At 40.6% G+C, this 12634-nt stretch carries 11 protein-coding genes; 2 read left to right on the top strand and 9 right to left on the bottom strand.

Translation table 11 applies throughout. From position 1 onward, the window contains the following. Positions 1–71: 71 nt before the first annotated feature. The 9 genes from tssK to Q0791_RS15100 form a co-directional block, all read right to left on the bottom strand. Positions 72–1406, bottom strand: coding sequence for a type VI secretion system baseplate subunit TssK (gene tssK, locus Q0791_RS15060; RefSeq protein WP_299008016.1), 1335 nt, complete (start codon positions 1404–1406; stop codon positions 72–74). 2 nt (positions 1407–1408) lie between these two features. Then, positions 1409–1939, bottom strand: a complete 531-nt coding sequence (gene tssJ, locus Q0791_RS15065) for a type VI secretion system lipoprotein TssJ (protein WP_299008018.1) — start codon at positions 1937–1939, stop codon at positions 1409–1411. Then, entirely contained in the window at positions 1939–3300 is a 1362-nt protein-coding gene (tagH, locus tag Q0791_RS15070; protein WP_299008020.1) for a type VI secretion system-associated FHA domain protein TagH, read from the bottom strand. Before tagH ends, tssJ begins: the two co-directional genes overlap by 1 nt. Positions 3301–3315: 15 nt before the next feature. Next, complete coding sequence (gene tssG, locus Q0791_RS15075; RefSeq protein WP_299008022.1) at positions 3316–4323, bottom strand: type VI secretion system baseplate subunit TssG; 1008 nt, start codon at positions 4321–4323, stop codon at positions 3316–3318. Further along, positions 4287–6050 carry a type VI secretion system baseplate subunit TssF gene (gene tssF / locus Q0791_RS15080; protein WP_299008025.1) on the bottom strand — a complete coding sequence of 588 codons (1764 nt, stop codon included), beginning with the start codon at positions 6048–6050 and terminating at the stop codon, positions 4287–4289. The genes tssG and tssF overlap by 37 nt, the downstream gene beginning before the upstream one ends. A gap of 2 nt (positions 6051–6052) precedes the next feature. Then, complete coding sequence (gene tssE, locus Q0791_RS15085) at positions 6053–6484, bottom strand: type VI secretion system baseplate subunit TssE (RefSeq protein WP_299008028.1); 432 nt, start codon at positions 6482–6484, stop codon at positions 6053–6055. Positions 6485–6490: 6 nt separating this feature from the next. Then, entirely contained in the window at positions 6491–7966 is a 1476-nt protein-coding gene (gene tssC / locus Q0791_RS15090; protein WP_299008031.1) for a type VI secretion system contractile sheath large subunit, read from the bottom strand. An 80-nt stretch (positions 7967–8046) separates the two neighbouring features. Beyond that, entirely contained in the window at positions 8047–8535 is a 489-nt protein-coding gene (tssB, locus tag Q0791_RS15095; RefSeq protein WP_299008034.1) for a type VI secretion system contractile sheath small subunit, read from the bottom strand. Positions 8536–9474: 939 nt separating this feature from the next. After that, positions 9475–9675, bottom strand: coding sequence for a hypothetical protein (locus Q0791_RS15100; RefSeq protein ID WP_299008037.1), 201 nt, complete (start codon positions 9673–9675; stop codon positions 9475–9477). 285 nt (positions 9676–9960) lie between these two features. Here Q0791_RS15100 and Q0791_RS15105 point away from each other — a divergent pair, with 285 nt between their 5' ends. Continuing rightward, complete coding sequence (locus tag Q0791_RS15105) at positions 9961–10860, top strand: homocysteine S-methyltransferase family protein (protein ID WP_299008040.1); 900 nt, start codon at positions 9961–9963, stop codon at positions 10858–10860. Further along, positions 10857–12377, top strand: coding sequence for a BCCT family transporter (locus Q0791_RS15110; protein WP_299008043.1), 1521 nt, complete (start codon positions 10857–10859; stop codon positions 12375–12377). Before Q0791_RS15105 ends, Q0791_RS15110 begins: the two co-directional genes overlap by 4 nt. Positions 12378–12634 lie beyond the last annotated feature (257 nt).

Here is a 12634-nt window from a genome sequence, read left to right on the forward strand (position 1 = left end):
CAACACATGCAACCAATATTGCTGCTCAGCGTCGATATTATCTTTATCACCCTTTATCATTCGCTCCTCCATTAGCTTCTTATGGCCCAAAATTGTAATTCGAGCTCTGAAAAATCACCGGCAACATGGAAAGCAAAACCCGATGAATTATTAAGCATGCGCCACTCAGGACTTGCACGATCTAATTGGAAATAGGTAAAGCCTGCATGATAAGGTAATTGACGCGGCGCCACAGGTAGCGGTGTTAAAGGGACGCCCGGTAATTGCAATGAAATCAGCTCGCGTATTTTCTCAACCGAGGCCACTTTGGTTTGTTGAATAAATAATTTGCGTAAATCATCCAACGGCATTTTAGCTTTCACGGCCAAAATAAATGTCGCTTCTTTGACGAGATCAGGATCTTGTACTGGCGCGATTTGCAAGCCGTACTTACGCTGATGCAATTGCAATGATACCGCTTTAGGTTCAAGGACAATACTCAAGGACTGACGAAGCAATGTCATAATAGGCGCAAAAGATTCCAGAGGCAGTTTGTGGTTATAGGCCTTAAACTCTGGCGCCGTTCGACTCTCATCGGTAAAAGTAAATAGCTCACCACAAATACTGATCAAATTTTCATATAAACGCTCGGGATGAATACGCTTTTGAGTGGCCATGTGCTGCAAAATAGGGTGCATGCGATTCAGTGATTGCAGCAACATAAAGTCAGACACATCAGCCACTCCACCTTGGCTTGGCATACCTATGCGCTGAGCAATATTTTTGGCTCGCTCTTTCATCAAGCCCGCCATTTCGCCGATGAAACGGTGTAGTCTCGGCACGCCAGTCACATTTAAATGGCAAGGAATAAAACTGTCATCGAGCATGACACTGCCGTCAGGACGCTTTTCTAAAATTCGCGCAATAGCCAATGAGGTATAGGCACTGCGATCGTCTTTTTCAAGCATCAGACGCATGCGCAATGGACTCACATCTATCGTGGTCAAGTCCCCTTGCTCGGTATGCACATCACGCACTTCATAACGGCGAGACTCATATCGACTGGCATCCATTTTATCGGCATGAGAAATTTCAGTCACTGAGTCCCCTTTAATGGGCAATGCCAAGTACACAATTTGGTTGGCTAAGGCACTGTCTGTCACTTCTAATGCATCAGGCAATACATCTTCTTGAGGCATATTAAACACTGTGCCATCTGGCATCACGCCTACCGCATTTTCAATGGCAATGCGGCCAAAACTTAAATACTCAGGATTTAAGCTAAGCTGAGTAATACCGTATAAGTAACCTGTCGATTGAGACGATTTTGTCTCAACAATGTATTCAAAATAACGTTGTTGCTGTTGAAAATGTTGAGGTTTAATAAATAAACCTTCATTCCAAATCACTCGGTTTCTCGATGACATAATTATTCTACTATTTCTAATTTGAGCTCATGTTCCGTAAAGAACATGAGTAAGTGATATTCTCGGCCAATGGGCTTTACCTTGACGACTTTTTTCCACTGCGCCATGTTGGGATCGCTATATTGCGCCATCACGCCAATATACTGGGTGTCAGGTTTCAGCTTTAAAGGTTCAATAAATTTAAATTGATCCGGAAAAATGATGTAATCACTGTGCTTAATATAATTAGACCCTAATGCTTTTTTATGATCTTCGATCAAAGTATCAAAGTCTGCCGCCATAAATAACGAATCATCTTCAAGTAAAAAAACTTGATACACCACAGGTGTCGAATCGCCACTCACATTAGGGTTAAGCACGTGATCCCCTACCATGCTATAAGTCACTTGAGTCGGTAAGTTTTTCGGCGCGCCCACTGGCGTATCAGGATCCCAGATCACCTGACCGGCTTTTTGTGTGGCTTCCCATGCCGAACTACATGCTCCCAACTGAATTAGCACGCTTAAAATGAGTCCTAAACGTACATAGCTCATTAGGCTAACCGCTGTAGTTCACGTAATTTTTTATCGTAAGCCTGATCGAAAATTTCCCAAAATAGCTTTTCAAATCCTTGTTGGCGATTCGAAGTAAGCTCTTGATAATAACTTTCATACATATTCCACGCCCAATGCTCTGTAGACTGAGTTTGAACATCACTGGCGCGGCGATACTTTTTAAAACGCTTCATTAACCCTTGTGGTGAAAAGGCCTCTAAAATATGCCCAAGGGATTCTGTAATGGCCGTTTGTACCGCTTCATTATGCAATTCAATGGTTTTTAAGCTTTCTGCAATCGCGGCTTGAGAAGATAAATGCACTGCACAAGATTGATTATCAAACAGAGTTTTCATGGTATCTTCATACCCTAAACCGAGTCTCAATGGATTATCTTCTATTGGCTGCAAGTTCTTATTAATATGCGCATAGCGACTGTTATTCACACTTTGATGTAATGAGAGTAAGCCTTTAATGGTGGCTTGCAGAGCGCTCCCCATCTCCATTGCCACCCCTTGCATTTGATTGGAATCATTCTTATTCCCCACCTGCACGCCTAGGCCTCTGAACAATGGCCCCACGGCTAAGTGATTCATGCCTGTACCTAGCTCATCATTCCAATTCGTTCCTGCATCAGTGCTCAGCTCAGATTCAAGTAAATCCAGTGTTTTCTCATCCATAATAAATTTATCCATACTGTGTTTTTGTTTAAGCGCTATCGCAGAATCGGTATCAAATTCAGAATCCGCCTGAACAATAAAATCTTGCCCTTGCCACTGTTGATCTTTACCCAATAGATAGTCATCTTCTGGTGTCTCAGCTTGAGTGACGGGAAGATCATCTTGTAGTAAATTCAACGTCTCTATCTTGCTTGTTTGAAGCGCATCTAAGGCTTCTAATGGATCATCTTTTATCACGGCCGCAGGTGCCGCAACGATAGGTTCAAACAATTCATCACTTAATAAATCCACATCGTTTTCTGTTTGAGGAAATAAATCTTCTAATGCTTGGCTACCTTGATGCTGTTTGCCCGCTGCTAAGTCAAAATTAACGCGAACATGATACTGGCCCAAAATCAAAGTATCGTTATCTTTTAACTTGACCTTTTTTTCAAAGCCTATAGGTAGTGTCGCTCCATTGATATACACGGGACCGGCCAGTTCCATTAAGCAAAACTCACCATCCACTTTAAGCAACTGACAATGCTGTGGCTTAATATTGTATTCACTGTCGTTGAGCACCCAATCGGCACTGCTCGCCGAACCTATGACGCCACCCGCTTCGTCAAATTTATGTGTTGTCGCCAATCCAGATTCCAATAACTGGGTATTCACAACTTGAAATGTAATTGATTTATGCAATGATTTGCTCCTTATCTATTGCCTGATCTGGATCAGCACTTTCTTTTTTTGCTGAGTTTTACTTAAAAAAGATGACCAACCCAGTTGCCCACCTTTCTCATCACCCAGGGTTAACATAGGCGTTGCTTCTCTCGCTAAGGTCAATTCTAAGTCGTAAGCCATTTGCTCTCTGAGCACGACTTCCATCACCTTACACAAAGGTTTAAATTCTTTACCTGAAGGTAAAAAGTCTTGAAAGGTTTCAAAAGACAGATCATCGATACAAATAACAAACTTGCCCGAGACATCCGTGACTTTCTCGCCAATCACAGTATCTTCCCCTAAAGCGGCATTGGCTTTGCCAAGCAGAAACTGCTGCGTCTTGGGCACTCGGACTTTTCTTTTTTCCCATTCACGAATAGATACATTTTTTAAATCAAAGCAGTGAGCAATAATGCCAGATACCGTTTGGGGTGAGCGACTTCGTCCCGCTAACATGCCCGCATAAGCCAGCATTTTGCACCAGTTAATGGATGTCTCGCCGCGCAAATCTTCGTTGGATAAGCCCACCAGTGAAAACACTTGCTTAGAAAAGCTATCGCTCGCATTATCCTGAAATCGAACGTAATAACGATATTTGCGCCAGCTTTTATAAAATAAAGAAATGAGCCTGTGATTAAAAAAGTCCAAAAAGTTACGTTTCATACCCTCATCTTCAGGATCGGCGATTTGATCGAGAAGATAATTAGGTAAAGGCGACTGCGCTCCGTTTAATCCTAAAAAAGTCGTGTTCAACTGTAAGCGATTATCACTGCGTCTCGTTAAACTTGAGACGTCACTACTGGCAAAACCTAAACTAGGATCGGCGGTAAAAAATAACTGGCCCTGATTTTCCCAGTCACGGCTATCCGCATCGTTGCCTTCGAGACGATGTATCAGTTCCACCAATTGGAAAAAGTTATAGGAGCGAACGTTTTCAGGCATCCTTGCCTGCCATTCGGGTGGCGCTAAATTAACGGTTGCTGCCCGATCTGTATATTCCATGTATATTTTTCCTGATTATCGGCATTCACCACTACTAATTCATGAAACGAATTAATGCTGGCATACAAAGAGAAGAAACGGCTTAGCACAGTGCCAAATAAAAACAGATCCCCTTCACTGGCAAATGCAGACTCTTTAAGCGTCACTTCAGACTGCAATCCTCTAACGGGTAAGCCTTTGACAATACGCTCCGTTGGACCTGAAGTGATCTTTAAAATGCCCGCTAAGCGTTTTTTGGCAATCATTTCTGCCTGCCTATCCACCAGAGCTTTAAAATCATAAGCGCGAATAACCGAACTGAGCGCATCTTTTGATAAAAGGGAAAGGTAATTCAATGATAAATTTGAAATTAAAGTCCATAACAAGCCACCATCAAGGGGCGGGCGCAGTGATGGTGAAGGCTCAGTAATATTTTTAAAAGTCACAAAACTGGGAGTTTTATCTGTGGCAATACAAATATCCCCTTTGCCTAATTCTCTAGGCAACTGCCTGTTAGTACAAGTTAAACGCAATGACACCGCTTCGGTCATATTCACCATTTTGGTCTCATCACCCCGCACAAAAGACATCAAATGATCAAAGCCATCATTGCGAACACTGTTGCGCACTTTAATACGATAATATAAGGCTAAGCGATGACGAGTGCGCTCAATTTCATGTTGAAAGCTTTCAAAGGGGGTATAGACTCGATTTTGTCCACGAATTCTTCCCGCCTCGGAATCAATCCAACCTTGCACATGATCTACACTAAAGATTTCATAATGTTCGCCTTTGCGACTGGACGGAATAATGGGGTATTCGGTTCGGCGGCCATTAAGTTCAATGGGATCGGCATCATGTTCAAATAAATTAATGGCAGGTACGCAATAAAGCTGCATACTGTCTTTATTGATACGCACATCGGTAGGCAAGGTTTTTGAAAATTTAAAGCGTAACGTAAAATCCCCTGACACATGAGCAGGAATCGCTTTATCTATGTTTGTGACATCAACAAAATGAAAAGCTTCAGGAAAAGTAAAATACTCCTGTAAAATACGATAGCCTTCATAAACGTTTTTAGGGTATGGCAAGATGGCATCATTGGAATCGAACCCCACCGCTTTAAGGGAGTTGCGCATCAGAGTATAAGCTTGGCCGTCTGCAATAAGCTCAATACTTTGCAAACAGTTGTTCAGCCATAAATACAAGGTTTTCGCGCTGTAGTCGTCGTTACCTAAATAAAAGCGAAGATCATTCAATCCAATTTGCTGCAAACTGGTTTTAGCTGAGGAGTGCAAGGCCACATCAATGGTTGAAGACTCTCGAGAGTGAGATGAAATAATATCATCCACCGTAAAAGGATAAATATCCACATTTCGGCAAGTTCTAAACTGGCAAATGGTGTCGGCAACTGCATGACTCTTCATTTCACAATCACTTGCAATAAACTGCTTCTCATCCATTCCCTCATTAGGAAAAAAAGCCACTATGGTCGTGCTGGGAACCGGGCGCAAATAATTGGGCCACAGCATATTGATCATTGAATGGGTCAGCTCTGGAAAATCATCATCAATTTTTTCACGTAAGCGCCCAGTTAAAAAGGCAAAGCCTTCCAATAGCCTTTCCACATCGGGATCAGTACTCTTGCCGTGTAAATAACGGGCCAATTGAGGATGCACATCCGAAAATTCTTTGCCTTGCTCTTTTAAAAAGGCAAGTTCATCCCTGAAGTATTTATTTTGTGACACGACTAAATCACTCTATATTTTCGGTTATTATCCAGAAAAAGCTCTATTTGAATTTTTTCATCCATATTGGCTACCGCCAAGGTACCAAGAATATTGAAAGTGAGATTCATTGGATTACTTTCATTATTCGAAACAGAGACTTCAACATTCTTAATACGAGGTTCAAACCTTTCTATACACTGTTTGATTGACAAGCGGATCTGTAATCCTAAATCAAAGCTACTCAAAGAAGTATTATTCAAATCCAGTAATCCATACTCTGGGCAGCTTTGTGATTCGCCTATACGCGCATTAAGCACTCGAGTAATGCTACGTTTAACAGAATCCATGGTCTCATCCACTGAAGAATGATCCACCGACACTATCGGCGCATCAGGGATTAAGCGCTCAAAGAAACTCCTGCCTCCTAATCTTTTTTCTTCAGTGTCAAACACGTGTTATTACTCCTGATCCAACTTACCAACCAGTGATAGTTCGAAGTTAGCACCCATATATTTGAAATGAGGTCTAACCGATAAACTCACTTGATACCAACCTGGATCGCCCTCAACATTGGAGACCGAAATATTAGCGGCACGTAAAGGCTTACGGCTACGGACATCTGCTGGTGGATTTTCTTGGTCGGCCACATATTGCTTAATCCAGCCATTCAACTCTCTTTCAAGATCTTGACGCTCTTTCCATGCACCGATCTGCTCACGTTGTAGCACTTTAATGTAGTGTGCTAAACGATTGATGATCATCATATAAGGGATCTGCGTACCTAACTTATAGTTAGTTTCCGCTTCTTTACCTTCTTTGGTCGCAGGGAAGACTTTTGGCTTTTGAATCGAATTCGCTGAGAAAAATGCCGCATTATCACTGCCTTTACGCATAGTTAAGCTGATGAAACCTTCTTCGGCTAATTCATATTCTTTACGATCAGTGATCAAGACTTCTGTTGGAATTTTTGACTGCAATGCGCCCATAGTCTCAAAGACATGCACAGGTAAATCATCCACTGCACCACCACTTTGAGGACCAATAATGTTAGGGCACCAACGATAATTGGCAAAACTTTCTGTTAAGCGTGTCGCTAAGGCAAAAGCCGTATTTCCCCATAAATAATCTTCATGGCTTTCACTGACGTTCTCACGATAGTTAAAGCTCTCAATAGGATTATCAATAGGATCGTAAGGCACACGTAATAAGAAACGAGGCGCCGTTAATCCTAAGTATCTTGCATCTTCAGATTCACGTAACCCACGCCATTTAGTGTATTTAGGCCCTTCAAAGGTAGATTGTAAATCTTTGAGATTAGGCAGTTCTTCAAAGGACTTAATACCAAAGAAATCAGGAGCAACTGACGACAAGAAAGGCGCATGAGCCATGGCCCCGACTGCCGATACATATTGCAGTAATTTCATGTCTTGAGAAGAAGGTGTAAACGCATAGTTACCAACGATGGCCCCTATTGGCTCACCACCAAATTGCCCATAACCTGATGAATAAACATGTTTATATAATCCTGATTGCGTCGTCTCAGGCGCAAATTCAAAATCGTCTAATAACTCATCTTTAGTGGCATGTAATAAGTCGATTTTAATATTTTCACGAAAATCAGTACGATCAACTAGGAGTTTTAAACCTCTCCAAGCAGATTCAATCTGTTGTACATCTTCATGATGTAATACTTCATCCATTTGTGCACTGATCTTCTGGTCTAACTCAACCAGCATTTTATCAACCAATGCCTTATTCACAGGCTCAGATGTTTTATCCGATCCTAAAATATTTGAAATAAATGCCGCCACCCCTTTCTTGGCAACATCATAACCTTCATCAACAGGATCCATACGCGTATGCGCCATGATCTCATCGAGTAAATTGCCGCCTTCTAAAGCCGCATTGTCAGTTGTTTGAACTTGACCTTCCATGTAGTGATATCCCTCTAATAAATTTTGTATGTCAACATTAGCTAAATCCAACTCGTCACCTTTTAAAGTGAGTGACTCATTTAATCTTGAGCGTCTTGAAGTTCACGTAATAATTGCTCACGTGAAGCTTCCTCAGAAAATAACTCTTGCAAGCGAACACGGAAGGAAGGAATGTTACCCAGTGGACCTTTTAATGCCACAAGTGCTTCGCGAAGCTCAACCAGTTTCTTGATTTCTGGCACTTGTTTTGCCACGTTATCGGGTTTGAAGTCGTCCAATGAATTAAAAGATAATTCAAAAGGTAGCTCACTCCCCTCTTCATCGACTAACTTATTTGCCACACTACCTGAAACAGATAATTTGCTCTCTTTCATCACAGAAGAGAAGTTAGTTTTGTTGACTGAAACGGCTTCTCTATCTTCAAGCTGAGTGGATTCAGCATGACCCTTAAAATCGCCTACAACTAATAATTTTAACGGAAGTTCCATTTCCGCTTGTGCGTCCCCAGTTGCAGGAACATATTTAATATTAATGCGCTCTTTAGGCGCGACGGTTCCATCTTTAGCCATTACAATCTCCATATCATAGATAGTATCGAAAATTTAAATCTGGGCATGGCAGCCAACAAAAAACATTTAATTACATAATGATACAAATATTTCATACCGTAATCATCACCGTTAGCAAGTGCTATTAAATAGCCTTTACTAATAAAAGATAAAAAATTAATTATTGCCTAGCTTCAACCCGCTTTTAGTGTGGGTATCTTACTTTAATGATTTTAAAAATCAACAGACCCTGATGCCTACTCAAAATCGAGCAATACAAGAATGAAAATAGAATAAACCCAATATAAAACCTCTCACAAGGCGCATATAAAAAACCAATTCAAAGGGAACACCTTGATAAGAATAAATTTTTAACAGATAAAGCAATATAGAAAAAAACAAAAAAATAAAAAAGTTAAATAAAATCAATACATTAAGTAAAAACCGAGATCTTTTACATTATCTATCACCACGTTAATGCATGACTACTCAGAGTGAAAAACCGACATGATGGGCCCATAATCAATAAACAAAAATACTAGACAAAAGTATTAATCAAGCCCTAAGTATAAAAATAAAAAATATTATTCATTACATAAAAATGTAAAATAAACCCTACAAAAACGAGTAATTAGAAAAACTGAAATATTTATTAAAATAAATTCACCCCGTTTTTAATTTAACATAATAAACTCAAAATCCATTCTTAACTTCCATTAACATAAGAGAATATGAGTAATAAAAAAACAATGGAAAGGATTAAATTGATAGGTTAGCATATAAATAAACCCCTTCATTTATTCTGCAATATTAAAAGATATTTTTAATCGAAACTACCCTACTTGTTATTTAATTAGCCATTATTGATAAACAAACAGACCATGATTACAGTTAAAGTCAGAGATCTCTTACAAGAAACAACGAAGATCTCTATTTTATCTCCATGGCCATTATTAGCCGTTATAGTTGGCGACCGAATTTATCCTCGCCAATTAAAGGGGCATCATCAGGAAAATCTACCACATCATTTTCATCGACAATCCAAGGAGAGAAGCAAGCTCGACTTTTCACACAAGGATCAGTCAGAGCATTTAAAAACGCAACAACTTTACTCACTTCATCAGGATTTAAATCAATTCTTACTTTACTGTTGCTCTTCATGTCTATGGCCTAGTGAATAATGACTTTTCATAAGTTAACAATGAGTAAATTATTATAATAAGTATAGTGAGCAAAAATAGAGGTAGAGTATAATTATGCGTTAAAGTCATAGCCATAGCTTTAAAATTTTAATCATTAAAAATCAATATCTTAATTTAATTTATCATCAGCATCATCAATAATGAAATTTTCTCACATTCATCTTTATTAAATTTCAATTGCAATCTCATCGTTAGTCCATAACCCTAGCCCCTTAGAAAGCTCATCATTCATAAAGGCGATAGGATGTATAACAAAACATTTAATATTCTCGATGGCGGCATGGGTCGTGAACTCAAAAGGATAGGCGCTCCTTTTCAACAGCCTCAATGGAGTGCTCAAGCCCTCATAGAAGACCATACTTATGTCACTCAAGTGCACGATAGTTTTATTCAAGCGGGCAGTGAGATCATCACCATTAATAGTTATGCTTGTGTGCCTTTTCATTTAGGCGATTCCCTTTTTGAACAACAAGGTGCCAAATTAATTCAACAAGCCGCTACACTCGCTAGAAGTAGTGCCAATAAATATACAGGCACACAAGTTGCCGCTTGCATTCCCCCCTTATTTGGTAGCTACCGCCCCGATCTCTTTGATGCACAAAAAGCCAATCGCATTTTAACGCCCCTCATTGACAATCAAGCACCCTTTGCCGATTTTTGGCTAATAGAAACCATCAGTTCCATTGAAGAGCTACAGCTCGTCATGCAGGCACTAGCAAAAAGCAACAAACCAAAATGGCTGGCTTTTTCGTTATCGGATGATGCCAATATCAAGCCACAGCTTCGCTCAGGAGAGCCCCTTGAAAACGCCATACAAGTGGCGATCGATTATCATGCTGACGCCATATTATTTAACTGCTGCATACCTGAGGTGATCCTCAACGCCATTGAGCGAACGCAAGCACTATTACAGGCTGCAGACAAGCAAACGATAAACATTGGCGCTTATGCCAATGCCTTTCAGCCCATTAATACTACACATGTCGCTAATGAAGCACAGCAACCCATGCGGGATCTCACGCCGAATGACTATTTAGCCTTCGTTAAACAATGGCTATCGGCAGGGGCATCCATTATCGGTGGCTGCTGCGGAGTTACACCGGAGCATATTGCGACCATTAAGCAATTTAAGGATACCCTTTGAACCAGCTCAATAAATCCTTAGCCTTTCCGGCAATCTTGATGACATTACTCATTCTTATCCTGTCAATCATCTCTCCAACTGAGTCACAGCTTGTCACGAATGCGACGATGAACTGGCTGACACACTATTTAGGTTGGGCGATAGAGCTGGCAGGATTTGCTTGTTTAGCCTTTTTACTTTGGCTGGCTTTTTCACGTTTTGGCCAAATACAACTGGGCAATACTTCACCCAGTTTTTCCAATAAAACCTATGCAGGTATGATTTTTTCTGCTGGAGTTGGCGCATCACTGATTTTTTGGGGAATTGGCGAACCCATTTATTATATGCAATCCCCTCCCTTATTTGCAGAAAAAGGTAGCTTTACCGCCGATGCCTGGTTAACCACTTATTCCATATTTCACTGGGGCCCCACGGGATGGGCAATATATTGCCTACCCGCCCTTCCCTTCTCTTATATGTTTTATAATCGCCAACAAAGAAAACTTAAACTTAGTAGCTTATGCAGTGATGTTATCGGAGAAAAAAGAGCGAAAGGGAAAACAGGTTATCTCATCGATCTGTCTGCCATTTTGGCCACATTGGCAACCTTTGCCAGCTCATTGGCTTTAAGCACAGGTTTACTGGCACAAGGTATTGCCGAGTTTCTACATATTAAAAATGGCTTAACCGTGCAGGCCGGAGTCATTTTTTCTTTTATTATAGTGTTATTCATTATCATGCGAACAGGCTTTAAAAAAGGGATTGCCAAAGTCTCAGACTGGAGCTTGATACTGACCTTTTTGTTTGTCTTGTTTATTATCATGGTCGGTAATGGGCAATTTATTCTCGCCAATTTTGTCGATAGTTTAGGTGTCATGTTAGACAGTTATTTTCGCATGTCTTTTTGGAATGATCCCGTCCAACAAAGCGGTTTCCCCCAAGGCTGGACTATGTACTATTGGGCTTGGTATAGCGCATTTATTCTCATGATGGGCCTCTTTATTACTCGTATATCAAAAGGGCGCACGATTAAGGAAGTGATTTTATATACCATTAGTATGGGTTCTTTAGGCTGCGGCGTCATTATCAGCACTTTTGGTGGTTATGCGGTAGGAGGAGACTTACTCGGCAATTTAAACTTACAAGCTTGGATGCAACAAGGCGATATTAATTTTACCGTTATTCAGGTGATTAAATCCCTTCCCTTGCAACCCCTCACCTTGTTTATTTTTCTATTGGTGGAGTTCAGTTTAATGCTCACGACTATGTCTTCAGCCAGCGTCGCCGTTGCTATGGCCACCACGACAGAGCTAGATCTTAATGGCGATCCCGATACTAAGGTTAAACTCTTATGGGCATGTGGCATAGGTCTGATCAGCTTATCGGTTTTTCTTGTCGGCGGCGGTATTGACACCATTAAAGCCCTGTGTGTCATAGTGGGCTTTCCCATGTTTATCCTTTATGGCATTCTAGCCAAAGCTTTCATGGGCTGGCTTAACCAAGATTATCCTAACGCCACTCAAACAAGCGTAATATGAAGATAAACATAAACACAGTGAGCCCAAGCGCTCACTGTGCATTGCTCTTCACAATTTCACTATTTCTTACCCTTTAAATCAAGTACTTGGAATTGATCAGTAAATAACGCCTGACTCACTATCCACGCCTCTTTTGGTCTATAAAAATAAAACTCCCAAGTCACAGGCTGTTGTTCATATTTAACCTGAACTCGGGATAATGAGTGTCAACAATATTATTAAATTCATTTAATATCAGTAAATTAAATGAAATTGGG

The sequence above is a fragment of the uncultured Shewanella sp. genome, from assembly GCF_947495455.1.
GTDB lineage: Bacteria > Pseudomonadota > Gammaproteobacteria > Enterobacterales > Shewanellaceae > Shewanella.